This window comes from Alteromonas sp. AMM-1, from assembly GCF_047290655.1.
Classification (GTDB): Bacteria; Pseudomonadota; Gammaproteobacteria; order Enterobacterales; family Alteromonadaceae; genus Alteromonas; species Alteromonas mangrovi.
The window spans coordinates 26,026-50,638 of record NZ_JBLBUE010000004.1; the positions used below are offsets into that span (position 1 = coordinate 26,026).

Annotated in this window: 23 protein-coding genes; 12 read left to right on the forward strand and 11 right to left on the reverse strand. The window is 48.0% G+C overall.

What is annotated here, in order from left to right; genetic code table 11:
- Nucleotides 1-74 precede the first annotated feature (74 nt).
- The 6 genes from argC to argA are packed head-to-tail and all read left to right on the forward strand — an operon-like array spanning nucleotide 75 to nucleotide 6,716.
- Entirely contained in the window at nucleotides 75-1,097 is a 1,023-nt protein-coding gene (gene argC, locus ACLR2L_RS01660; protein ID WP_413365142.1) for an N-acetyl-gamma-glutamyl-phosphate reductase, read from the forward strand.
- Nucleotides 1,087-1,878: an acetylglutamate kinase gene (gene argB / locus ACLR2L_RS01665; RefSeq protein WP_413365144.1), complete on the forward strand. Its 792-nt coding sequence runs from the start codon at nucleotides 1,087-1,089 to the stop codon at nucleotides 1,876-1,878. Before argC ends, argB begins: the two co-directional genes overlap by 11 nt.
- Nucleotide 1,879: 1 nt before the next feature.
- Nucleotides 1,880-2,791: an ornithine carbamoyltransferase gene (locus ACLR2L_RS01670; protein ID WP_413365146.1), complete on the forward strand. Its 912-nt coding sequence runs from the start codon at nucleotides 1,880-1,882 to the stop codon at nucleotides 2,789-2,791.
- A 14-nt stretch (nucleotides 2,792-2,805) separates the two neighbouring features.
- Complete coding sequence (locus ACLR2L_RS01675) at nucleotides 2,806-4,014, forward strand: argininosuccinate synthase (RefSeq protein ID WP_413365148.1); 1,209 nt, start codon at nucleotides 2,806-2,808, stop codon at nucleotides 4,012-4,014.
- Nucleotides 4,015-4,016: 2 nt separating this feature from the next.
- The gene (gene argH / locus ACLR2L_RS01680; RefSeq protein ID WP_413365150.1) at nucleotides 4,017-5,399 is read left to right on the forward strand and encodes an argininosuccinate lyase; all 1,383 of its coding nucleotides are present in this window, start codon (nucleotides 4,017-4,019) and stop codon (nucleotides 5,397-5,399) included.
- 6 nt (nucleotides 5,400-5,405) lie between these two features.
- Nucleotides 5,406-6,716 (forward strand): amino-acid N-acetyltransferase, encoded by a 1,311-nt coding sequence (gene argA, locus ACLR2L_RS01685; protein WP_140958176.1) that lies wholly within the window; start codon nucleotides 5,406-5,408, stop codon nucleotides 6,714-6,716.
- Nucleotides 6,717-6,959: 243 nt separating this feature from the next.
- Here the strand turns inward: argA and nadS are convergent, their stop codons facing one another.
- The 7 genes from nadS to ACLR2L_RS01720 all read right to left on the reverse strand — a co-directional run bounded on the left by nadS (nucleotide 6,960) and on the right by ACLR2L_RS01720 (nucleotide 13,460).
- Nucleotides 6,960-7,247: a NadS family protein gene (gene nadS / locus ACLR2L_RS01690; protein WP_413365152.1), complete on the reverse strand. Its 288-nt coding sequence runs from the start codon at nucleotides 7,245-7,247 to the stop codon at nucleotides 6,960-6,962.
- Nucleotides 7,244-7,579 (reverse strand): type II toxin-antitoxin system RelE/ParE family toxin, encoded by a 336-nt coding sequence (locus tag ACLR2L_RS01695; RefSeq protein WP_413365154.1) that lies wholly within the window; start codon nucleotides 7,577-7,579, stop codon nucleotides 7,244-7,246. The genes nadS and ACLR2L_RS01695 overlap by 4 nt, the downstream gene beginning before the upstream one ends.
- 334 nt (nucleotides 7,580-7,913) lie before the next feature.
- Nucleotides 7,914-8,729: an ABC transporter permease subunit gene (locus ACLR2L_RS01700; protein ID WP_140958177.1), complete on the reverse strand. Its 816-nt coding sequence runs from the start codon at nucleotides 8,727-8,729 to the stop codon at nucleotides 7,914-7,916.
- A complete protein-coding gene (locus ACLR2L_RS01705; RefSeq protein ID WP_413365215.1) occupies nucleotides 8,726-9,640 on the reverse strand; it encodes an ABC transporter permease subunit in 915 nt (304 codons plus the stop codon). The genes ACLR2L_RS01700 and ACLR2L_RS01705 overlap by 4 nt, the downstream gene beginning before the upstream one ends.
- The gene (locus tag ACLR2L_RS01710) at nucleotides 9,640-10,785 is read right to left on the reverse strand and encodes an ABC transporter ATP-binding protein (protein ID WP_413365157.1); all 1,146 of its coding nucleotides are present in this window, start codon (nucleotides 10,783-10,785) and stop codon (nucleotides 9,640-9,642) included. Before ACLR2L_RS01710 ends, ACLR2L_RS01705 begins: the two co-directional genes overlap by 1 nt.
- 148 nt (nucleotides 10,786-10,933) lie before the next feature.
- Nucleotides 10,934-12,034 (reverse strand): polyamine ABC transporter substrate-binding protein, encoded by a 1,101-nt coding sequence (locus ACLR2L_RS01715; protein ID WP_413365159.1) that lies wholly within the window; start codon nucleotides 12,032-12,034, stop codon nucleotides 10,934-10,936.
- A 514-nt stretch (nucleotides 12,035-12,548) separates the two neighbouring features.
- Nucleotides 12,549-13,460, reverse strand: coding sequence for a sugar phosphate isomerase/epimerase family protein (locus ACLR2L_RS01720; protein WP_413365161.1), 912 nt, complete (start codon nucleotides 13,458-13,460; stop codon nucleotides 12,549-12,551).
- Nucleotides 13,461-14,246: 786 nt separating this feature from the next.
- Between ACLR2L_RS01720 and ACLR2L_RS01725 the strand changes: the two genes are divergently transcribed.
- Entirely contained in the window at nucleotides 14,247-14,594 is a 348-nt protein-coding gene (locus ACLR2L_RS01725) for a hypothetical protein (protein WP_413365163.1), read from the forward strand.
- A 124-nt stretch (nucleotides 14,595-14,718) separates the two neighbouring features.
- Here the strand turns inward: ACLR2L_RS01725 and ACLR2L_RS01730 are convergent, their stop codons facing one another.
- Nucleotides 14,719-15,006 (reverse strand): hypothetical protein, encoded by a 288-nt coding sequence (locus tag ACLR2L_RS01730; RefSeq protein WP_413365165.1) that lies wholly within the window; start codon nucleotides 15,004-15,006, stop codon nucleotides 14,719-14,721.
- A gap of 193 nt (nucleotides 15,007-15,199) precedes the next feature.
- Between ACLR2L_RS01730 and ACLR2L_RS01735 the strand changes: the two genes are divergently transcribed.
- A complete protein-coding gene (locus ACLR2L_RS01735) occupies nucleotides 15,200-16,063 on the forward strand; it encodes an alpha/beta fold hydrolase (RefSeq protein WP_413365167.1) in 864 nt (287 codons plus the stop codon).
- 30 nt (nucleotides 16,064-16,093) lie between these two features.
- On the opposite strand, the gene ACLR2L_RS01740 is transcribed toward ACLR2L_RS01735, so the two are convergent.
- From ACLR2L_RS01740 to ACLR2L_RS01750, 3 genes are all read right to left on the reverse strand, one after another.
- Nucleotides 16,094-17,071 (reverse strand): DUF4382 domain-containing protein, encoded by a 978-nt coding sequence (locus ACLR2L_RS01740; protein ID WP_413365169.1) that lies wholly within the window; start codon nucleotides 17,069-17,071, stop codon nucleotides 16,094-16,096.
- A 211-nt stretch (nucleotides 17,072-17,282) separates the two neighbouring features.
- On the reverse strand, nucleotides 17,283-18,974 hold the full coding sequence (locus ACLR2L_RS01745; RefSeq protein ID WP_413365171.1) for an NAD-dependent malic enzyme: 1,692 nt from the start codon (nucleotides 18,972-18,974) through the stop codon (nucleotides 17,283-17,285).
- A 46-nt stretch (nucleotides 18,975-19,020) separates the two neighbouring features.
- Entirely contained in the window at nucleotides 19,021-21,693 is a 2,673-nt protein-coding gene (locus tag ACLR2L_RS01750) for a penicillin-binding protein 1A (RefSeq protein ID WP_413365173.1), read from the reverse strand.
- Nucleotides 21,694-21,835: 142 nt separating this feature from the next.
- On the opposite strand from ACLR2L_RS01750, the gene pilM reads away from it, so the two are divergent.
- Genes pilM through ACLR2L_RS01770 form a run of 4 tightly spaced genes read left to right on the forward strand, consistent with a single transcriptional unit; the run spans nucleotide 21,836 to nucleotide 24,607 of the window.
- Nucleotides 21,836-22,903 (forward strand): type IV pilus assembly protein PilM, encoded by a 1,068-nt coding sequence (gene pilM / locus ACLR2L_RS01755; RefSeq protein WP_413365217.1) that lies wholly within the window; start codon nucleotides 21,836-21,838, stop codon nucleotides 22,901-22,903.
- Nucleotides 22,891-23,484 (forward strand): PilN domain-containing protein, encoded by a 594-nt coding sequence (locus ACLR2L_RS01760; RefSeq protein ID WP_140958185.1) that lies wholly within the window; start codon nucleotides 22,891-22,893, stop codon nucleotides 23,482-23,484. The genes pilM and ACLR2L_RS01760 overlap by 13 nt, the downstream gene beginning before the upstream one ends.
- Nucleotides 23,481-24,089 carry a type 4a pilus biogenesis protein PilO gene (locus ACLR2L_RS01765; protein WP_140958186.1) on the forward strand — a complete coding sequence of 203 codons (609 nt, stop codon included), beginning with the start codon at nucleotides 23,481-23,483 and terminating at the stop codon, nucleotides 24,087-24,089. Before ACLR2L_RS01760 ends, ACLR2L_RS01765 begins: the two co-directional genes overlap by 4 nt.
- Nucleotides 24,086-24,607 carry a pilus assembly protein PilP gene (locus tag ACLR2L_RS01770; RefSeq protein WP_140958187.1) on the forward strand — a complete coding sequence of 174 codons (522 nt, stop codon included), beginning with the start codon at nucleotides 24,086-24,088 and terminating at the stop codon, nucleotides 24,605-24,607. The genes ACLR2L_RS01765 and ACLR2L_RS01770 overlap by 4 nt, the downstream gene beginning before the upstream one ends.
- Nucleotides 24,608-24,613 lie beyond the last annotated feature (6 nt).

Below are 24,613 nucleotides of genomic sequence, written 5' to 3' on the forward strand. Positions count from 1 at the left end.
CTGTTCACAAGCCCCACGCAAAGGTAAAAAGTGTTTTTTTATTTGTAACTACTCAAACTCTACGAAAACAAATTATGTTTAAAATTGCAGTGATTGGTGCCAGCGGGTACACCGGGGCACAACTAGTTAGTTTAATTGCAGGACACCCTCAAATGTCGCTGCAACATGTGCTGGTATCAGAAAACAGTGCCGATGCGGGTAAAACCATGGCACAGGTGCACGGACACCTCGCTCACCTGTCGCAATACGTACTGACACCGGTTAGCGATGAGCTGCTGGCAGAATTGGCATCTGAGATGGACGGGATTTTCCTGGCAACCCCTCACGAAGCAAGCCATGACTGGATGGCAGCGCTGTCGAAGGGGAAAGCCAAAGTATTTGATCTGTCCGGCGCGTTTCGCATTAAGGATACCGACGTCTTTGCCAAGCACTATGGCTTTGCCCATACGTCTACAGACTGTCTGGAAAAAGCCGTTTATGGCTTGGCAGAGTATCAGTCTGACGCGTTAAAGAACGCCAGTATTGTAGCCGTACCTGGCTGTTACCCCACAGCGTCACTTCTCGCACTGAAGCCACTGTTTAATGCAGGACTATTGGATGCCAGCATGCGCCCAATTATTAACGCTGTATCCGGTGTAAGCGGTGCGGGCAGAAAAGCCAGTCTTACTACCAGTTTCTATGAAGTGAGCTTACAAGCCTACGGCGTACTTGGTCATCGCCACATGCCGGAAATCGAAGCGCATTTGGGCACGCCAGTTATCTTCACACCGCATTTGGGTAATTTTAAGCGCGGTATTCTGGCAACCATTACAGTAAAACTAAAAGCAGGTACCACTCAGGCCGACCTGAATAGCCTTTATCATTCGGTTTACGCCAACCAGCCTATCGTTAGACTGCGCGACAGCTTCCCCAAGGTAGACGATGTTGCCCACACGCCATTTTGTGATCTGCACTGGAAAGTAGATGCGGAATCAGGCTACGCCGTCGTAGCCAGCGCAATCGACAACGTAATGAAAGGCGCGGCCTCGCAAGCTATGCAATGTGCCAACCTGGCACTGGGACTTTCTGCAACAGAGGGGTTGATTCATGTCAGCTAATACGCTTCCGGTTGTTATTAAAGTTGGCGGTGCATTATTAGAGAATCCAGCCATTGCTGGTCAATTATTAACCGAGATAAAAGCGTTAATGGCCACTCGCCCGGTCATTTTGGTGCATGGTGGCGGCGCTATGGTGGACACCCTGTTGGGTGCAATGCAGCTAACCAGCACAAAAATTGACGGGTTGCGGGTTACCCCCGACGAGCACATGCCTATTGTAAGTGGTGCGCTGGGCGGTACAGCCAACAAAATGCTGTGTGGACTCGCCATTGGCGTAGGTATTACTCCAGTAGGCATTGGTCTACTTGATGGTGGTATGACTCAGTGTACTGTGCTCGATGAAAAATACGGTGCGGTAGGCATTCCATCGCCTGGCAACCCGGTATTACTTAATCACCTGTTGGCCAGTGGTTGCCTGCCAGTGATCAGTTCAATTGGCGCAACAGACAAAGGACGTTTACTGAATGTGAATGCCGATCAGGCTGCGACGGTTATTGCTGAACTGACCGGAGGCGATCTGCTGCTGCTGAGTAACGTTGATGGCGTGCTCGACGGCACCAAAGCGCTGATTCATTCACTGGATCAAAAACGGCTTAAGGAAGAAGTCAGTAAAGGCGTGATCAAAGACGGCATGCTGGTAAAAGTAGAAGCCGCTATGCAAGCAGCTTCTCAGTTAAACAAACCAGTTACCATTGCAAGCTGGTCACAATCACTAACCGCAATATTATCGAATCAAACCGGAACAAGAGTGATTCCGGGATCCCAGCTCTCTGGAGAGTAGTATGAAGCAGGACATTCTAAATTTTGCCAACTGGACACCCGACCAAATGCAAGCGTTGCTTGGGTTGGCTGTTCAGATAAAACAGTCGCCGGCATCCTATGCCAACGTACTGAAAGGCAAATCCGTGGTAGCCCTGTTTGAGAAGCCCTCGTTACGCACCCGCGTTAGCTTTGACGTGGGTATAAACCGCTTGGGCGGGCACATGGTGTACCTGGACAGTCAGTCAAACAGACTGGCTGGTCGTGAAGATGCTGCCGATGTTGCAGCCAACCTGGCCTGTTGGGCAGATGCCATTGTGGCGCGAGTGTATTCGCATGATACACTCGTGACCTTTTCGGAAGCTGCCAAAGTGCCTGTGATTAACGCTTTGTGCGATTTGTATCATCCGTGTCAGGCCGTTGCTGATTACCTTACGTTATTCGAAACATTTGGCAGTACCGAAGGATTAACACTGGCATATGTAGGTGATGGCAATAACGTTGCACACTCGCTGATCATTGTGGGCGCATTACTTGGCTGTAATGTTGTGCTGATAACACCTGAGGGCCATGAAGCCAATCCAACAATCGTTGCTCAGGCTAAAACTCTCGCCGAACAAACCGGCGCAAAAATTACCGAATCCAATGACGTTGCCGCCGGAAAAGGCGCTAACGTTGTATATACCGACACATGGTTATCTATGGGCGACAAAACCCCACTGGAAACCATAAAAGATAAATTTATGCCGTACCAGGTTAACGAAGCACTTATGGCCCTGACAGGCGCGACACACGTATTGCACTGCCAGCCAGCTCACCGTGATCTGGAAATTACCGGAAGCCTGATGGACAGTGATGCATCATTACTTATGCTACAGGCAGAAAACCGTATGCACGGCCAAAATGCTATATTAACTCAATTGTTAGGAGCCTAATCAGGACACCCGTTATGCGCAAAGTAAATAAAGTTGTGCTCGCCTACTCTGGCGGTTTAGATACCTCTGCTATCATTCCATGGTTAAAAGAAAACTATGATTGCGAAGTAATCGCATTTGCCGCTGATGTAGGTCAGGGCGACGAAGAGTTGCAAGGTCTCAGAGAAAAGGCCATTGCTACTGGTGCTAGCGAATGCTATATCGCGGATTTGAAAGAAGAATTTGTTAAGGAATACATATTCCCAACTATTACTACCGGTGCAGTATACGAAGGTGAATACCTGTTAGGTACCTCAATGGCGCGTCCTGTTATCGCCAAAGCACAAGTAGAAATCGCCCGTAAAGTAGGTGCCGATGCACTGTGTCATGGTTGTACCGGTAAAGGGAACGATCAGGTGCGCTTCGAGGGTGCATTTAATGCACTGGCACCGGATCTGGCTGTTATTGCTCCATGGCGTGAGTGGGACATGGTATCACGTGAAGACCTGCTGGCTTACCTGGCAGAGCGCAACATCAAAACCACTGCATCAGCAACAAAGATTTACAGCCGTGACGCCAACGCATGGCACATTTCTCACGAAGGTGGCGAACTGGAAGACCCATGGTGCGAGCCTAGCAAACAAGTTTGGACAATGACGGTTGATCCGGAAGAAGCACCAGACCAGGCAGAGCGCGTAAACCTGAAGTTTTTTGAAGGTGCATTAACGCACGTTAACGGCAAGGCTGTGTCACCTTATGAAGGGTTGGCCGAGCTGAACAAGCTGGCAGCAGCCCACGGTGTAGGCCGTATCGACATCGTTGAGAACCGTCTGGTGGGTATGAAGTCACGCGGTTGTTACGAAACACCTGGAGGCACAGTGCTGGTTAAAGCGTACAAAGCGCTGGAAACCATGGTACTGGACAAAGCGTCACTGAAACACCGTGAACAGCTGGCTCTGGAATTCTCACACGTAATGTACGATGGCCGTTGGTTCACACCACTGAGCGCAGCGTTGATTGCTGGCGCAGCATCATTTGCCAAGTACGTAACCGGTGAAATCGTAGTTAAACTTTACAAAGGTCAGGCTACAGTTACTCAGCGCCAGTCGCCAAACAGCCTGTACTCTGAAGACTTCGCTACCTTTGGTGCCGACGACGTTTACGACCAGAAACACGCAGAAGGCTTTATCCGTTTGTTCAGCTTATCAAGCCGTATCGCGGCGCTGAAGAAGCAGGGAGAGTAAGCATGGCATTGTGGGGAGGCCGGTTCGCTGCCGGCAGCAGCAGTATGTTCCGTCAGGTCAATGATTCCTTACCCTTCGATCAGGCCATGGCCGCGCAGGATATGGAAGGATCGATTGTGTGGTCTCGTGCACTGGCGAAAGCCGGTGTATTAACCGCCGAAGAACAGCAGCAGTTAGAATCTGCGCTCAGTGAATTGAAAGCCCAGGCGGAAGCCGGTGAAATCGATTTCAACGCCAGTGGCGAAGAAGATATTCACAGCTTTGTTGAAGCCGCATTGATTGATAAGCTTGGTGACGTGGGGCGTAAGCTGCACACTGGCCGTAGCCGTAACGATCAGGTTGCGACCGATTTCCGCTTGTGGTGCCGTACCCACATTGAATCGCTGAAAACCGATGTTATTGGTGTGATCCGTAGTTTATTGAATACGGCAAGTCGACACCAACAAGCTATAATTCCGGGCTATACTCACTTACAGCGCGCGCAGCCTATTCGCTTCCCGCACTGGTGTTTAGCTTATGTAGAAATGTTTAAACGCGACCTGAGCCGTTTGGATGACTTACATGTACGCATGAATCAGTGTCCACTGGGTTCGGGTGCTCTGGCTGGTACTACCTATCCGGTAGATCGCCATGAAATCGCCAGTCAATTAGGGTTTAGCAGTCCTTGCCTGAACAGTCTGGATGCAGTATCCGATCGGGATTTCGTGCTGGAGTTATTATTTGTGGCAAGCACCAGCATGATGCACCTGTCGCGTTTGGCAGAAGATTTAATCTTCTATAATTCAGGTGAAGCGGGTTTCCTTCAACTGGGTGATAGCGTAACCTCTGGTTCTTCGCTAATGCCTCAGAAGAAAAACCCGGATGCATTAGAATTACTGCGCGGTAAATGCGGCCGCGTATTTGGACACTTACAGGCTTTATTGGTCACCATGAAAGGTTTGCCTTTGGCGTACAATAAAGACATGCAGGAAGACAAAGAGGGTGCGTTTGACGCAGTAAATCAGTGGCATTGCTGTTTGTGCATTGCCGGTGAAGTGCTCGACACACTGGCGCTGAATGAAGAACGGTGTCGTATCGCGGCAGCGCAAGGCTATTCGAATGCCACTGAACTTGCCGACTATCTGGTTGGTAAAGGTATTCCGTTTAGAACGGCGCACGATATTTCTGGCCAGATTGTATTACTGGCAATTGAAAATAACGCGGCCATCGAAGCGCTTTCTTTAGCGCAGTTACAATCAGTATGCGCTGAAATTAAAGAAGACGTTTACCCGGTATTGCAATTAGAATACGGGGTAGACAAACGCAATATTCTGGGCGGCACCAGTGCCGAAACAGTGACGAAAGCGCTGTACCAGGAGTTAGAAAATCTAGACAAGTTGGGATAATTACACATGGTGCTACCGCATCACGAAAGCATTGGCCTGTTTCGCAGTTCTGCGCCATACATTAATGCACACAGGGGTAAAACCTTTGTCATAATGTTTGGCGGAGAGGCCATAGAAGACGACAATTTTGCAAACATCATTCAGGACATTGCCCTGCTAAGCAGTCTGGGCATCCGTCTGGTACTGGTTCATGGGGCTCGTCCTCAAATTGATCAGCGCGTTGAACTGCGTAAAATTGAAGGGCGTTTCAGTCATGGTACCCGCATAACCGATAAACAAACCCTGGAATGCGTGAAAGACGCTGCAGGCTCGGTGCGATGCCACATTGAAGCACTGTTAACTATGGGGCTTCCAAACTCGCCAATGTACGGTGCGCAAATACGCGTATGTACCGGTAATCTTGTGGTAGCCAAACCCATAGGGGTTCTCGATGGTGTCGACTTTGAAAATAGTGGTTTAGTTCGCCGAATTGATACCACGGGTATCAACGATCACCTGAACGACGGCTCTATTGTTTTACTGTCACCAATGGGCTATTCATCGACAGGCGAAGTATTTAACTTATCGCACGAAGATGTGGCTACACAGGCTGCCATTGCGCTAAAAGCCGATAAGCTGATTGTATTCTCGAATTATTCGGGTATTTTCCGCAAAGACGGTAAGTTAGTCAGAACCATCGAACGTTCTGTACTAGAGCAAATGCACAAAGACCAGGAAATCATGACCGAAGACACGGTTATTCGAGCCTTGGTGACCAGCGTAAAAGCCGGTATCCCGCGCGCTCACTGTGTGAGTTATGAAACCGATGGCGCCCTGCTACAGGAATTGTTCACCCGTGACGGTGCTGGTTCGCTGGTAATGGAAAACGAATACGAGCAGATCCGCGAAGCTACCATAGATGATGTGGGCGGCATTATTAATCTAATCAAACCCCTGGAAGAAAGCGGCGTATTGGTAAAACGCTCTCGTGAGCGTCTGGAAAACGAAATCCATCAGTTTATCGTGATTGTACGCGACCGAATGATTATCGCTTGTGCGGCGCTTTATCTGTATCCGGAAGACGGTTCTGCGGAACTGGCGTGTGTTGCCACACACCCGGATTACCGAGGTAAAAACCGCGGTGACCGTATCCTGGCAGAAGTACGTGAACGGGCAATCGAAAGAGGCATTAACCGCTTGTTCGTATTAACCACCGTTACCGCGCATTGGTTTTTGGATCACGGCTTTAAAGCGGCAAGTATTGATGTACTGCCAGCGTCTAAAAAAGAGCTGTATAACTACCAGCGTAAATCCAAAGTGTTCACACTGGACTTATAACTCAATAAGCAGTTTACGCAGTATAGATAGCAAAAACGGGATCGTGATGATCCCGTTTTTTAATTCACTTCGCGCTACTCCTCGCTCAAAAGACTAGCCAACGAGGTGAAATTAACTACAAAAGGTCTTTAGGTTACAGTCCATTCTGAATGAGGCGGTACTGGTTCTTCCCGTTTTACAGCCTTACTCAACATATTTCCAGGGCGGTTATATCGAGAGTACCTAAAAGGATCGTTGTGAGTTTTAATGAGCTGCGAGAACCGCGTAGATTTTGGGATCATCCTGAATTGACGCAAGAACTTTAGCGGCTAATCCTGCTGGATTTCGACGTTTGCCTTCCCAGCTCTTAATAGTATCAACACTTACCCCCATCGTTTCAGCGAATTCAGCCTGTGTCACTTTGAGCAGATCTTCACGAATGCTCTTTACATCAGCAACCTCATAGCGAGTTACTCGTGCGGGCTTTTTACGACCATGTTGAATCTCAACAGCTTCCTCGAGAGAGGCTTGAAGTTCGTTAAATATGCTCATTTTCCCTCTCCTTTAAGTAATTTAACCAATTGTTTTAAATTAGATTTTGCTTCGTCAGTCAAGTTTTCTTTAACGGATTTAGGATAAGCGAGTACAAGGTAGATCCTGTCGGCATGAGAGAGGACATATAGGACCCGTACACTACCGCTCTTACCGGCACTGCCAACTGCCATCCTTACATTTCGTAGACCACCCGTCCCCCTGATAATTACGCCTTTATCAGGCTGTGCAATGAGTTCTACCTGCAAATCCTTTAATTCATCATCTGTCGCAAGTTCCTTGATCTGTTTAGTAAAGATCGAAGTTTCGACAAACTCAATTCCATGACTCACCAATCAAAATCCCTTTATTAACAAGTGTACAATGTACACCTTAAAAATTCACTAATCAACAGTGAATTGCTTGGTGTGGTGATATCTCATTGCGAGTAACTGAGGATGATTCTCGCGGGATATGCAAGCTTAGCTTTCCTGAAGTCATTAACCCGCTCGACGTCCTCGCTGAATCCAACGTCGAAACTCCCCAGGAACTCAGAATGCACATACTATTTATCAGCTTTGATAATTGCTTATAAAAAACGGGACCATGATGATCCCGTTTTTATTATCAGTGCAGACTTATATTGCCCGAATGGTGTGCTTTACCGAGCAACAAACATCAATGGCATTAATGACGCTGAGTATTGCGCTTTTCTTGTCGCCACGTAATGATGCCGCCAATCAATACTGCTATCGCCACCACCGAAATCATAATGGTTGCCAAGGCGTTTATCTGTGGACTTACGCCTAACCGCACGCTGGAATACACCACCATGGGCAACGTAGTGGCACCTGGCCCGGACACAAAGTTGGCAACAACCAGGTCGTCCATCGACAACGTAAATGCCAGTAACCAACCGGCAATCAGTGCAGGAGAAATAATCGGTAACGTAATAGCAAAGAATACCTTCAGTGGCTTTGCCCCTAAATCCATCGCCGCTTCTTCAAGTGATTGATCCATATTAGCCAGCCGACTTTGCACTATTACTGTAACATAAGCCATTGAAAACGTGACATGTGCCAGAATAATGGTGGTTTGTCCGCGGCCAGCGGGCCAACCCAGCATGGTTTCCATTGCCACAAATAAGAGCAACAACGACAAGCCTGTGATGACTTCGGGCATTACCAATGGTGCCGTTACCATTACGCCTAAACTGCGCGTGCCGCGTTTCCCTTTAAGTTTTACTAACGCCAAGGCAGCCAGTGTACCCAGTACAATGGCGCAAGACGCGTTAATTGCGGCAACTTTAATACTCAACCAGGCCGCATCAAGCAGGGCATCATTCTCCAGTAACGCTGCATACCACTTAGTGCTGAATCCGCTCCACACGGTTACCAGCCGACTCTCGTTAAAGGAGTAAGCCACCAAACTAAAAATGGGGATATACAAGAACGCATAGCCCATAATCATTGCGGTGAGCAGGAATGTGGAACGCTTTCTCATGCCTGACCCTCCTCAGATTTCCGTTCAAAATGACGCATAAGCATAAACGGAATAATTAATGCTACCAGCAGAACAGCAGCCAGTGAGGAAGCCAGCGGCCAGTCTTTGTTATTGAAAAACTCGGTCCATAGCAGCTTACCAATCATCAGAGAATCAGGACCACCGAGCAAATCGGGGATCACAAACTCGCCCATTACAGGGATAAACACCAGCATGCCACCAGCCAGAATGCCGGGCACAGATTGCGGCAACGTAATGGTTAAAAACTGCTTAAATGGCCGGCACCCTAAGTCCGCCGCTGCTTCAAGCAGCGTGTTATCCAGTTTTACCAAGGTTGCATATAGCGGCAGGATTAAAAACGGCAAATAGCTGTACACTACACCAATGTATATGGCTATCGGGGTGTACAGAATATCCAACGGTTCGTCAATTACGCCCAGCCACATCAACATATTATTCAGCAATCCGTTACTTTTTAAGATCCCCATCCAGGCATACACCCGAATCAGAAACGACGTCCAGAATGGCAGAATAATTAACATCAATAGCGGCAAACGCATGTGCACAGGTGCCCGAGCAATGCCATAAGCCATGGGATATCCCACCAGCAGGCACAAAATTGTGGACACACCAGCGACTTTGAGCGACCCCACAAATGCATCCAGATAAAGAGAATCTTCCCAAATCAGCATGTAGTTGGCGAAGTTCAACAGCACGGTAACCAGCCCTTCACCATCTGTCTGTATCAAGTCGGTGTAAGGCGGCTGTGCAAGCTGCGGTTCCGCCAGGCTGATTTTAAGTATGTATAAGAATGGCAGAATAAAAAACAGCGCCAGCCAAAGCCAGGGCACGGCAATAATTAATGAGCGACTTTCTTGGCGCAAGAACTGCGGGAGCTGCCTGAGCGATATCACAGCGTTAACACTCCACAGCTATCGGCATGCCAACCCAGCGTAACTTCCTGTTCCCATGTCAAAGGTTGCTCGGCCAGGGCCTGCACGTTGGGCAGCGTAAATTTAATACGCTTGCCACTGGCTACTTCAGCATGATAAATCGACACATCGCCCAGGTAGGCAATGTCTTTAATTACCGCGTTAACGCGATTTGGCTGATTATCGTTACCAGGCAGCACACGGATTTTTTCCGGACGCAGGGCAACCGATACATCCATACCCACTGCCAGCGGCTGGCTGTGATGCACCAGAAGCTGACCCGGTAACTCCTCACATTCAATCAGCACCTGATCGTTCTCATGACTCACTACCACACCCTGAAAGAGGTTAACCAGGCCGATAAAGCCTGCTGCGTAGCGGGTAGCCGGGAACTCATAGATACGCCGTGGCGTATCAACTTGTTCTACCCTGCCTTCATGCATCAGTGCAATCCGCGACGACATAGTCATGGCTTCTTCCTGATCATGGGTAACCATAATAAACGTAATGCCAAGTCGCTGTTGTAGGTTAATTAACTCAAACTGCGTTTGTTCCCGCAGCTTTTTATCGAGCGCGCCTAATGGTTCGTCTAATAGCAATAACTTGGGATGTTTGGCTAAAGCGCGTGCCAACGCCACACGTTGGCGCTGACCACCCGAAAGCTGATGCGGCTTACGACCCGCTAACTTTTCAATTTGCACCAGAGACATCATTTCACGCACGCGATCATTGCGTTCAGCCTTGGAAATAGCTTCCTGCTTCAAGCCAAACGCGATGTTGTCGATAACACTCATATGCGGAAATAGCGCAAAAGACTGAAACATCATGTTAACCGGCCGCTGATAAGGCGGTACGTTAGTCACATCAACGCCATCAATTAACACGCGGCCACTGGTGGGTGTTTCAAACCCTGCCAGGATCCGCAGCAGTGTGGTTTTTCCACACCCTGACGCACCCAAAAGCGAAAAGAATTCTCCCCTGTGTATACTCAGGCTGATATCGTCGCACGCATACGCTGAATCAAAGTGCTTAGTGACTTTGTCTATCTGAAGAATAATATCGCGGTTATTGGATGTATCCGGCGCACTGCTGGCCAGCTCATCGGCAGAACGGGTGTCGGTCATTAGATCTGTCATCTCCTCGCACAAATGCGCCCGGAATAATAATAGTTACTGAATTAAAAGGGGTAAAAAACATACGTCAAAAATACTAACGTGCAAGTGATCCCCGATCAACACTGTTTATGTGTTGACCGGAGTATTGCGATATATATTAGCGGCCCGTTTTGGTGCGAGTCCACGCGCGGTTCATATTACGCGCTTGTTTATCCGAAGGCGTTTTAAGAATTAACAAACGCTCACGGGTCGCTGTTGGAGGATAAATCCCTGCATCTGTGCGAATACTTTCCTCTACCAGCTCAGTTGCAGCGGCATTCGCATTGGCATAAGCAACGTAATTGGTTACATCGGCAATTACCGCTGGTGTAAGCATGTAGTTAATAAACTCATGCGCGGCTTTGGGGTTTGGTGCGTCAGCAGGAATTGCCATTACGTCTGTCCACACAACCGCACCTTCAGAAGGCACTAAATATGCAATGTTTACACCATTATCCGCTTCAGCAGCGCGGTCACGGGCTTGTAAAATGTCACCCGAATAGCCGTGAGCAACACAGCTGTCGCCATTGGCCAAATCGTTGATGTATTGCGAACTGTGGAAGTAACGAATATGCTCGCGAACATTACTCACCACTTTAGCTGCTTCTTCAGTGGCAGCAGGGCTAAAATCAGTGGTGTCCTTGCCTAAGTAAGCGCGTGCAGCCACAAACACCTCAGTAGCGTCGTCCATCAGGCTCACACCACAGGCAGACAGTTTCGACACAATAGCCGGATCGAACACCAGTCGCCATGTATCCAGAGGCATGTCGTCACCTAAAATGGCTTTTACTTTATCCAGGTTAATCCCAATGCCTGTAGTTCCCCACATGTAAGGTACAAGATATTGGTTACCCGGGTCGATATCGTTGAGCGACTTAAGAATGATTGGGTCCAAATTACCGTAATTGGTGAGTACCGATTTGTCGATTGGCTGATACAGCTTCGCCCTTACGTGACGATCAGCAAACGGGCGCGCCGTCGGGAATACCAAATCATAGCCGCTTTTTCCGGCCAGGATTTTAGCTTCCAGAATCTCGTTTGAGTCATACACGTCGTAGGTTACTTTTATTGTGCTGCTCTTTTCAAAATCAGCTACCGTGTTTTCGGCAATATAATCCGACCAATTGTAAATATGCAGTTCTTCACTGGCATTAACCGTACTCACAGTGGCAGTAAGCGCCATTGCAGCAACGCTGTTTACTAACTTAGACATTTTCATTGATAAACGACTCCTGAATAAAGAATTACGTTGTCATCTCGAGTGATACCAATCTACTTATTTTGCCTCGGCGCTGACGCGCTGAATATGAAAGAAAAACGTCGAAAAAAAAAGAATTATTTTCGCTTACCCGACATTTTTTTTGCATGCTCATGATTGGTGCATTCATTGGTGAATTTGTTGCTGTATACCGCTGTGGCATTCCGCCACCTGAAAACAGATAAATACCCTGTCCCGAAGCGCTGCTGACGCCGGACTTGTTTATCATAGTTCAGTTACGCGATATGCCAATTAAATCAATAGTAATACTCTTTTTACACTGGCTGGCATGGGTTGTATTGTCGATCGTGGCTGCCCCGGGAAACGAACCGCAAACACATGAGAGTATAAAGAGATTTCAGCACAATCGCTAAACAGGGTTACCACTCCCATCCTGCGTATCTGTTAGTCATGCGGTTCAATAATCAACTTACTGAATTCTCATCGACTAACAGGCATTAGTACGACGGCGCAGCTAAAAATGCGACGCCAGATGTGCTTTAAAATACGCGGCACTGGCCGCAGCGCTTTCCAGCGGTGAGCTGGCAAAATTTCCGCCCTGCTCAATATAGTAATAACGCAAACCTGAGTCGGAAGGATTAGGCAACACCGACGGATAATCAATACTGCCATTACCCAGTTCTGTGTAATCCCGGGATACATTATCCATATCTTTGATATGCCACATTACGAAACGACCGGGGTATTTTTCTACCAACGCTTTGGGAGTGGTTTTGGCAGCATAACTTACCCAGTACATGTCCATCTGCATTTTTACCAGATCGGGATCGGTTTGATTTAACACCATGTCGTACCCAGACTGACCGGTTTGCGGATCAACAATCTCAAATTCAAATCCATGGTTGTGATAAGCGAACTGCAATCCGGCTTTTGAAACCTGCTCGCCAATGCGATTCAATATGTCAGGCAGTCTTTTAAAGGTGTCCAGGGTGCGTTGTTCGGGTGCCATCCAGGGCCACGTGATAAACGGGGTTTCGAGTTTTTTAGCACCTTTAATACACTGTGCTACAAACGCATCCATTTCAGCCTGAGATTTGGCAAGATAAGGCGCAAATCCATAATGACCGCTCGACGCAGTTAACCCCAGTTCATCCAGTGTGCGTTTGAAATCTTTCGCAGATAACCCGTAGTAACTTACTGAGTCCGGCTCAAATCCGAATACTTCGAAGTCCCGGTAACCCATGTCCTTCAACGCTAACAACGTAGACCAGGGAGAACGCTGCATGTCTTTATTCACACTGTAGAGCTGATAGCCCAATTTGTATTCCTGCTTTGAGGCAGTGAGAGCCTGAGCAAAACCAGAAGGAAGTAATAACGAGGAGGTAACTGCTGCACCGGAATAACGCAAAAAACGACGACGATCCATGTTGAAAAGCCTGAATTATCAGTAATGGGTAATAAAATGCAGACTAACATTTGGCTAACATATCAACAATGAATAAGTGCCATTCAAACCCGGAAAGGTTGGGATAGCCTGCGAGGGTAATACCGATTCATCACCTGTTTGCTTAGAGGTTACTGTGGATTGCGCCTCCTGAGCATACCTGCACTTGCTTTTAACCTTGCTTTCATTCTTAATAATCAAGGTATTCACAATGTGTCATGTGCGCATATACGCCGGTCTGCTTTGCCATTTTGTACTCAGTACCGGCACCCAAAATTGAAAATACTGGTTTCTACAAGGAAGGTAAGAGCCGTGAACACCACAATAGACAGGAAATCATTCGCTATTAAATTTGCTCTCGCAGGTATTGCGGTAACCATTTTGTCTTACGCTATGCTTGTGCTGTTGTTGCCAAATGAAAGTTCGCAAACAATCCTGACACTATGTGCAATGATGTTTGGCGCGCCATTTCTACTCTCTTCCCTCTTGGCATCAATGACTGTCCGGGCTAATGTGAACGCCCTGAAGGGATTGACAATCGGCTTACTGGTCGTGTCCGTATTGATTACGCTATATTCCCTGTCGATAGTCATTTTTTACAATGGAGCCGGAGCAAATATTGGGGGGTTGGCCGGATTACTGCTGTCGCCTATTTGCTATTGCGTTGGTGGATATTTAGGGTGGAAGTCCAGAGGCAGATTGTAAGGCTGAGTCAATCAGGGCAGACGACCTTTATGTTAACAAGTGACCAACCGGGAGATTAAACAGATGAAAATTTACGGCGTGATCATGCTTGTTACTGCACTCCAAGGATGCTCAATGTTAGGCGCCGTTCTCGACAGCAAACTGGGCGAATCAAGCAGCGCGCAACACCAAAATTCAAGCCTGGCTAAACAGCGTTTAGAGAATGACAGCTCGCTTTCGGGACTTGGCGGGGAAATTGATTTAGCAATTTTAAACTTTGCGCTTACCGGTGAAACACCACAAGGTTCGCCTCAACCTCAAAGCTGTGACGACCTATTGGGTGCGCAAAAGAAAAATTGCCTCGCCAAGGTTAAACAACTAAATGACCATATTAGAAAGCATCTAGAAAAAACCAACCAGAAGGACGAATAGCTATCTCGCCTGCCGGCATGGTTTGAGGCTGATTACTACGCAATCAAGTACGTAACTTTCCCGATATCCCCTGTGCTGCTTGCTAAGGGTAAAGCCGACAACACCTGACATGCCAGGGAAACGGTTAGTGCTCTTGGTTGAGCGTTTCTAATTCATTTCTTAATATTTCGTCTCTTTGTTCCATGGGTAACATTTGTTGCTGAGCCTCACTGTTTGGATCAATATTGTTTCCTGCAAAAGGCTCATTCGGGCAATTCAGTTTTCTTGCAGCAACGGCAACACAAGCCTGCCTTTCTGCACCGGTGTTTGCAGTAGGATCGTAACTAACCGTACAACCTGACAAACTCAATGCAACGCCGCCAGAACAAAATGCAAACACCTTACCGGCACCGCGTGTGAATGATTTAAGCATATTGCTCTCCCTGCGTTTATTAGACTTTAGCCCATCTGTTGCAGAGCCAAATGGAGTATGATTTTCCCAAAAACAAGGCTTAGGACATTTTTATCGGCTCAGAGTTCCCCGTCTTGTTAAAGTAGCACTTCAGATATTGCTTCGCTATAATGCCAACTGGTTAGACCAGAAAGCATAGATATAATAACATTTCATGACCATACCTAAGCCAATCACAATTACCTGTGCCGACGGCGTTAAGCTGGCAGCAACACTCTACCCGGCAAAACGTCTGGCGACAGGCGCGATTATGCTGGCTCCCGCCACCGGCATAAGTCAGCGCTTTTACCAGCATTTTGCCAAATTCCTGAGTGAACAGGGCTTTGCCGTGCTGACATACGATAACAGGGGCATTGGTGAGTCTGACAAGCACAAGCTGGTTATGCGCCAGGCTTCGCTGCAGAGTTGGGGTGAACTGGACATGCCTGCGGTACTGGATATGCTAAAAGAACTGTATCCAGACTTACCGCTGCATCTAATTGGCCACAGTGCCGGAGGTCAGTTGGTTGGACTTATGCCGAACAGCCACCAGCTACATAGCTTTGTTACCTTTGGCAGTTCATCTGGCAGCTTACGTAATTTTCAGTGGCCGTATAAGTTTAAAGCGCATTTTTATATGAACTGCTTTATTCCGCTAACCAATCTGCTGTTTGGGCAGACGCAGTCTCACTGGGTCGGTATGGGCGAACCATTACCTAAGCGCGTTGCGTCACAGTGGCAAAAATGGTGTAACGGTCAGGGTTATGTGAAAACCGAGTTTGGCAAAGGCGTAAACCAACATTATTACGATGAGTTAACTCAACCTTCGCTATGGCTTACTGCAACCGATGATGAAATAGCCCGCCCGCAGAATGTAGACGAAATGCTGGCTGTTTACAGCCGTTTGAAATCAGAGAAAAAATCATTGGATCCTGCCACTTACGGTCTGGACCATATAGGCCATATGCGCTTTTTTTCACGCCATTGCCTGCCATTATGGTCTATCGCCAGTCAGTGGCTGCAAAAGCAAACGGCATAAAAAAGTGGGCAGTCCCTTGCCCACCAAGGGTTAAAGCGATAATACCGTTTCGTTACCTGCGCTAATGCTGGTTTCGGTAACCAACTGGAAATTGAATCCGTCTTCCGCATTTTCATCTGATTCTGGTAAGTCTGCATCGGCAAGACAACTGAATGCGACTGTGTAATCGCCCGCAGGCAGATAACCTGCAACATAACGGTAAGAGTCTGAAGACGCCTCGTAATTCACTGTTGCAATGGCGTAGGGTGAAATTTCGGCAGCATTCTCCGGGCTATCCGCATCGTCGCCCAATGAACCTGCATCTAAATTAGTACTGTTGTAGATATAGACGGCATTCCCCACATCACTGTCGGCTTTTACACTGCAATCAGCATGCGTGATTAAATCGGTTGAAACTGTGCCGCTAAGGGTACCCACCTCGCTATTCGTAACCAAACGTACACCACGTGGCTTAAGGAAATAAGTAGACGTTTGCCCAACCGGATCAACAACGCTCTTGCGCAAGTCAAATTCCACGGTATAAGCAGCCTCAACATTTGGCAGTGCAACAAATCCGTCCAATTTTAATTCTCCGCTGGGTACAGATAAGTTAAACGTACCTGCGTCGGTAACGATATAAGAATCATCGGTTACCACCAGTCGCAACTGAGAATACGTGCCCAACGGGATATCAGTCGCAGCTACAATTTCTACAAAAGCGTTGCCCTGATATTGCAATAAATCAATGGCCCTTGGGTCGCCATTGCCGTCGCGAACATCAAACGTTTGATTACCGCTTTCGCCAATCAACTCCACCGCATCGAAATACACCACTACTTCACTTGCCTGATCAACTGGTGCATCTGACACCGCCAGCGAAAATGAGGTGCTATCGGGCTGACTGTCCGGGTTATTAACGTTGGTATTGTTGGAACCAGAACCGCCGCACGCTGCTAGCGTTCCAACAAGTGAACTAATTAAAACGGCCTGGGTAACCGGCTTAAGACTATATTGACGTAGTGACAACATAACTACTCCTGCTTGTTTTTATTTATCTTTACAGAGCAAGAAGTATCAAGGCATATGCCAATTACAACAAAAGTATAAGTATCATGGCGTTAGCGTAATTAAATTAATTGAAGAGAGTTAAAACAGTGTGAAAGTGTTGCAATATCGCTACAGAAATTACACGGTTCAGGCAAATAAAAAGGGCAACATGACGTTGCCCCGGGAAAACGAGTTAAATACTGACTCGCTTGTATGGCCGGTATTCCGCCCGCCAGAAATTGCGTTCAATGCTAGCCAGAAGATTTTCATCGGTCTGTTCCAGTGCCAATCCCTGCTGCATCGCCACCTTGGCCACCGCAAAGGCAATATCGCGACTCAGCTGCGAAATCTTGCGCAATGGTGGCAATAACTGCCCTTCACCGGTATTCGCTAACGGCGACGCATCTGCTAACGCATTACTGGCAGCCATTAGCATTTCGTCACTGATCAAACGGGCTTTCGCCGCGATAACACCAAGGCCAATACCTGGGAAGATATAGCTGTTATTGCACTGGGCAATCGGATAAGACTTACCCTTGTATTCCACTGGCTTAAACGGGCTGCCGGTGGCAATGATCACATCACCTTCGGTCCATTCAATTACCTGCTCCGGACGCGCTTCTACCTGACGTGATGGATTGCTTAGAGGGAATATAATGGGCATTTCACTATTGCGTTTCATCGCTCGGATAACCTGCTCAGTGAACAGTCCCGGCTGTCCCGACACACCAATTAACACATCAGGTTGTGCACAATTCACTACATCCAGAAGCGATGGATATTCTCCACTGAAAGACCAGTCTTTCACTTCGTCGGCGGTGTGCTGCAATCGCTGCTGGAAATCACGCAGGTTTTCCTGTCCTTCCATTACCAGGCCAAAGCGATCAATCATAAAGATTTTCTTGCGCGCTTCGGCATCCGGTAAACCTTCATGAACCATTTGCTGGATCAACATCTCGGCAATACCACAACCTGCCGAGCCAGCCCCCACAAACGCGATATTCATTGAAGACAGCTTTGCTTTACGCATGCGGCACGCGGCCAGAATAGTGCCCAGTGTAACCGCAGCGGTACCCTGGATATCGTCGTTAAAACAACAGACTTTGTGGCGGTAGCGCTTTAACAACGGCATGGCGTTGGGCTGGGCAAAGTCCTCAAACTGCACCATAGCTTCGGGCCAGCGTCTGCTAACTGCACGCATGAACATGTCGAGGAATTCGTCGTATTCTTCCTGACTAATCCGCGGATGGCGCGCGCCCATATACATGGGGTCATTCAGTAGCTTTTCGTTGTTAGTGCCTACATCCAGCATTACAGGCAGCGTGTAGGCGGGAGAAATGCCTCCGCAGGCAGTGTACAGCGACAGTTTGCCGATGGGGATCCCCATACCACCTATGCCCTGATCACCCAGGCCAAGAATACGTTCACCGTCGGTCACCACTATCACTTTTACTTTACGCTTGGTGGCATTGCGCACGATATCATCGATTTGATGTCTTTCTTCCCAGCTAATGAACAAACCACGGGAACTGCGATAGATATCGGAAAACTGTTCACAGGCATCCCCTACTGTTGGGGTATAGATGATCGGCATCATCTCTTCAATGTGTCGCTGGATAAGGCGATAGAACAGGGTTTCGTTAGTATCCTGAATAGCGCGAAGATAAATGTGCTTATTCAGTGGCTCGTCGAAAGAGCTGTACTGCATGTACGCCCGCTCTACTTGCTCTTCGATGGTTTCGTACCGGGGCGGTAACAAACCAGTAAGGTTAAACGCGGTTCGCTCACGAGCGGTAAACGCACTGCCTTTGTTCAGCAGTGGCGTTTCCAGCAACGAAGGTCCCGCGTGAGGGATATACAGATAGCGCTTATCGTCATCAGACATTGTAATTAACCATTTATTTTTTATGCATTGCCGTTTGGCGCAAACGTTAGAAAATTTCCTCTACGTCTACACTTTCCTCATCCTGCTGTGCCGGATCGTCGATGTCATCTTCCAGAACATAAACGGTCGGCTCAGTGCCCCGCAGGAAATATTCGAATAGTGTGGTATGGTCGGTGCGTCGGGTCAACTTCCCACTGGTACGATCAATGCGAACGCGCACAATGTCATCGGGTACCGGCATGGGTGCTTCAGGTACACCATCTAACGCAACTTGCATAAATCGAATCCAGGCTGGCTGCGCGGCATTGGCACCACTTTCTGCGCCAACCAGTGCGTTACCAATCCACCCAAACCGCTCTGGATTGCGCTCGGCCAATGGCCGGTTGTAGGCAGCCCGACCTAACTGACGGCTCATATCGTCAAATCCCACCCAGGCAGTTGCAACCAGATTGCGGTTGAATCCACTGAACCAGGCATCGCGGGAATCATTGGTCGTACCCGTTTTTCCGGCCAGATCTTCGCGACCAAGAATATTACTTGCCCGCCAACCTGTTCCTTGCCATCCCGTTTTTTTGTTGTAGCTACCATTGTAACGCACTGCTGAACGCATCATTTCAGCCACTAAAAATGCGTTTTGCGATGAAATTACCTGCGGAGCCGGAATAATCTCGTCTTCGCTTTGCGATTGAGTAGCAGGCGACTGATTAAGCTCTGCGGCAAGCAGCGCCTCAATATCTACCTCTTCACTTTCCGGCTTCGCTGCTGTGTTGCGTTTCTCGGCACAGTCACCACATGCCACTACGGGCTTGTGTTTCCAAAGCACTTCACCCATTTCATTCGCCACGCGGTCAATAAAATAGGGCTCAATTAAATAGCCGCCATTAGCAATAACAGCCATACCGCGCACAATTTCCAGCGGGGTATGAGAACTGGACCCCAATGACACAGTTTCATCACGGTGTATGTCGGCCCGGTCGAGGCCAAATTTTGTGAGGTGATTGATTGTGTTATCCAGACCAACGCCCCGTAATAAACGCACCGATACTACGTTTTTAGACTTACCCAGAGCTACACGCATGCGGATAGGGCCATCGTATTCAGCTGGCGAATTTTGCGGCCGCCACGCAACGCCAGTCGCTTCGTCCCATTCATTTATTGGGGCATCATTGATCACGCTGGCAATGGTATAGCCATACTCCAGTGCCGCTGAATAAATGAATGGTTTGATATTTGAACCAACCTGACGTTTAGCCTGGGTTGCCCTGTTAAACTGACTCTGATAAAAGCTGTAGCCACCCACAATGGCCTGCACAGCGCCATTGTGGGGATCCAGTGCTACAAACGCACCGGCCACATCGGGTAATTGTGTGAGTCGCCATTGGCCGTCCATTTCGCGAATATATACAACGTCACCGGGGGATACGATTTCCGCTGCAGTTTGGGGTGATTCGCCCTGACGGTTGTCACTTAAGAAGGGACGCGCCCAATCCATGCCTTCCCATTCAATTGCCCGCTCCACCCCTGAAATATCGCGGGTAATAAAACGTTGTTCTTCTACTTCTGTTACCGCTACCGGAAAAACAAAACCATACGCACCAGCGCTGTCGAGCGCTGCCATGATCTGCTCCTGGCGAATATCACACGGCCAGTTGGTGTAAAGCGCAGGCGTTTCACATTCATCAACCGATATTCCGGCTAACGCAGCATCGGTTTGACGCGAGGCTTTTTTCGGGTCAGGCTTGGGCCATAAACGCGCAACTGCTCCGCGATAGCCATGACGCTCATCGTAGTCATGCAGATTTTGCTTCACTGCACGCTGAGCAGCCTGCTGCATTGCCGAATCTGCTGTAGCGTAAACCTGATAACCACCCGTTTCTGCCTCTTCTTTACCGTACAGCTCAACCATTTCGCTGTAGATCAGATCAGCCAGATAGGGAGCATCCACTTCTATTTCAGCGCCGTGTTTCTTCGCCGTTACAGGCTCATTCACTGCCTCATCGAATTGTTGGCGAGTGATGTAACCTTCATCCAGCATACGGAGCAATACAATTCTGCGGCGCTCCAGCGAGCGTTCGGGACGACTGATGGGATTTAATACCGAAGGCGCCTGCGGTAACCCCGCCAGGGTAGCCATTTGTGCCAGCGTTAGTTCATCCAGCTTCTTTCCATAATAAACCTGTGCCGCGGCACCAAATCCAAATGACCTGTGCCCAAGCTCAATTTTATTCAGGTAAAGCTCGAAGATTTCGTCTTTGGTTAACTCCGCTTCCATATGAAACGAAATAAACACTTCCTTTATTTTGCGAATAAATGTCTTTTCGCGGGTAAGGAAGAAGCCCCGGGCTAACTGCTGCGTAAGGGTACTGGCACCCTGACTTTTCTCACCAGTAACAACCAGGTTAATGAAAGCGCGCGTGATGCCGATAGGATCAATACCAAAATGCTCATAAAACCGATTGTCTTCGGTAGCCAGAATTGCCTTTTTAAGTAAATCTGGCGTTTCGTCCAGTGTTACTGGAATCCGTCTTTTGACACCGTATTGGGAAATCAATTTGCCGTCGTGCGTGTAAATTCGCATCGGTGTTTGCAAGCGGACATCCTTAAGGATAACCACGCTGGGCAGATCAGGTTTGATATAGAAATAGATACCCGTTAGTACAATGCTTCCGAGCAGTGCGGCAATAATGCCGAGTTTTAATAAGATTTTAATGTACTTCACGATGCAATATTTCAGGGCTTTTTTGCCAAAATGACTTATATTTTATACCTAAGTGTATTTATTAGAACCATTTAATAGAAAAAAATTCAGTAACATCATATGGTAGAAATTTACGCAGGCACTCAAAGGCACGGTTTATATGTTGAAATCGCTGTTTAAAAAGAAGCAACCACCCATTGTCGGGCTCGACATTGGTACGCGTTGTATTAAAGCAGTGGTGCTGGAAGGTAGCGACGGCGATTACACGCTGTCTGCCTTTGCCTGCGAGCCCATAATTAAAGATGCGTTTCGCGAGCGTGAAATTACCGATATGGAAGCGGTGAGTCTTGCCCTTCGCAAAGTAAGAAAGTCGATGAAGAGTAAACTCAAACCCGCTGCTATTGCTGTTGCGGGTGCATCGGTGATCAGTAAAGTAGTTCATATGGAACCCGATCAGACCGACTTTGAACTGGAAGGTCAGATAGAAGTAGAGGCCGACAGTCTTATTCCTTACCCGCTTGAAGAGGTGTACCTGGACTTTGAAGAACTGGGTATGAGCATAACGCATGCTGGTAAAGTCAATGTACTGCTTACTGCAGCCCACAAGGATATTGTGATGCTGCGTTCTACACTGGTTCGCGAACAAGGCTTTGAACCTTTGGTGGTAGACGTGGAAGGCTATGCACTGGGCAATGCCATTGACCATTTCTATCCAAACAAAGTGGAAAATGAGCGGATTTGCTGCATTAATATCGGCGCATCACTACTGCAAGTGTGCGTATGGCAGGCGGGTCAGGTGCTGTACAGCAAAGAACATAACTTTGGTGTGGATATGCTTATCCAGGATCTGGCACTGGTACACATGCAAGATCGCAAAGACACCGAAGAGCAGCTGATAAACCAGCAGTTACCTGCTAATTGGGAACTCGCAACCCTACCGGTATTTGCGGCCAACCTTCAGCAACAAATTAACCGTGCGCTACAAATGTACATGAGTACGGTGCACGCCGACCGCCCCGACCGCATTCTGATTTGCGGTGCAGGCGCCGTTATGCCCGCACTGGTTGAAACACTTAAACAGGATTTAGGTATCGACGTTGATATTTTTGACCCCTTCACACAAATGAAGATGGGTGACAAAGTGAATCCTGAGCAGGTTAAACAGCTGGCTCCTATGATGGTTATTGCCGCAGGATTGGCGAGCAGAGGGTTTTCGTCGTGGCACATATAAACCTGCTTCCCTGGCGTGAACAGCGCCGTCAAAAACAAAAACAACAGTTCCTGGTAACGCTGGCATTGGTAGCCGTATTCTGTGGACTGGTGTTTTGGATTGTTGGCCAGGTAATTGAAACGCAAATCAGCAATCAAAACACCCGTAACCAATACCTGCAAAATGAAATAACCGCGCTGGAAAGCCAAATCGCCGAGATTAAACGCATTAAGGAAAGCAAGGCGGCAATTGAACAGCGCATGGCACTGATTGAACAGTTACAAAGCAGCCGAAACATCACACCAAACGTGTTGGATGAGCTGGCACGACTGGTGCCCCCAGGCGTGAGCTTCAAATCTATGATCCGCAAAGGTGCAGAAATTGAAGTACGCGGTACCAGTGAATCAAACAACCGTCTGGCCGAGTTTATGCGTCAGTTGGAGCGCTCCAAAGTTTTCAGTGCTGGCGACCTGTCTTCGATTGTAGCGGACACCAGTGCAAGTGATTCGGTAAGCGAGTTCACCCTGACTTTCTCGATAAGCCAGGTACTTGCAAATGCTCAGCGCGAAGCTGAACAAAAATCCAAGGGAGGCAAAAAATGAAGTTTGATGTGTCTCGCCTGAAAGAAATGAACGATCTGGATTTTGAACAGGTTGCGGTATGGCCGTTTGAAATAAAAGTAGTGGTTTCGCTGTTTGTAGCGGTAGTGATTTGCGCAATCAGCTACTTTGCCATTATCAGCCCCAAATTGCCCATGCTGGACGCGGCAGAGCGTCAGGAAGCCGAACTCAAGTTACAGTTTGAAGCCAAGTACCGTCTGGCAGTAAACCTTGCTGCATATAAAAAACAACTGGCGCAGATTGAAGAAGACTTTTCGTCGATGCTGAAGTCGTTGCCTACCCGCAACGAAACACCCGGCCTGCTGGATGATATTACATACGTAGGTACCAGCGCGGGACTGACATTCCGGTTAATAAACTGGGAAAATGAAATTCCTAAAGAGTTTTATACCGAGTTGCCGATAAAAATCGAAGTGAATGGTGGTTATCACAATATCGGCGAGTTTGTGTCAAAGGTGGCAGCATTACCGCGCATCGTTACCATGCACGATTTTGAACTGAAAGCCGAACAAGACGGCCTTAAATTGAGCTTGCTGGCTAAAACCTACCGCGCAGCAAACACCAAAAACGAAGGGGACAAAAAATGAAGCCCTTACGTTCGCTGGCTATATTGGTTTTAGTAGGCTTAACAGCAGGTTGTGCTCCGCAAATGGATGATTTAGTTGCTTACACAGATCAGGTGAAGCAAACTACGCAATCTCGTATTGAGCCATATCCTGAATTTACGCAGCAACCGGCTTTTATTTACGGCGCCTCTGAATTCAGAAGCCCGTTCATGCGACCCAAACGCGAAATGGCTCCCATAGTTATGCAAACCAAAGCGAACTGTACCCAGCCAGATTTAAGCCGGACAAGAGAGCCATTGGAATCTTACGGTATAGATGCGTTGCAATTAACCGGTAGCTTCCGGTCGAACGGCGCGAATTGGGTATTGTTTAAAACCAATGATGGCAACTTGTATCAGGCCAAGGTGGGTAACCGTATCGGGTTGTTTTTTGGCAGGATTATAAACGTTCAGAATAACAGCGTAATCATCGAAGAATTAGTGCCGGATGGCACCGGATGCTGGCAGCGCAAAGAAACAACGCTCGCGATGGGTTCGTGAGCAGGA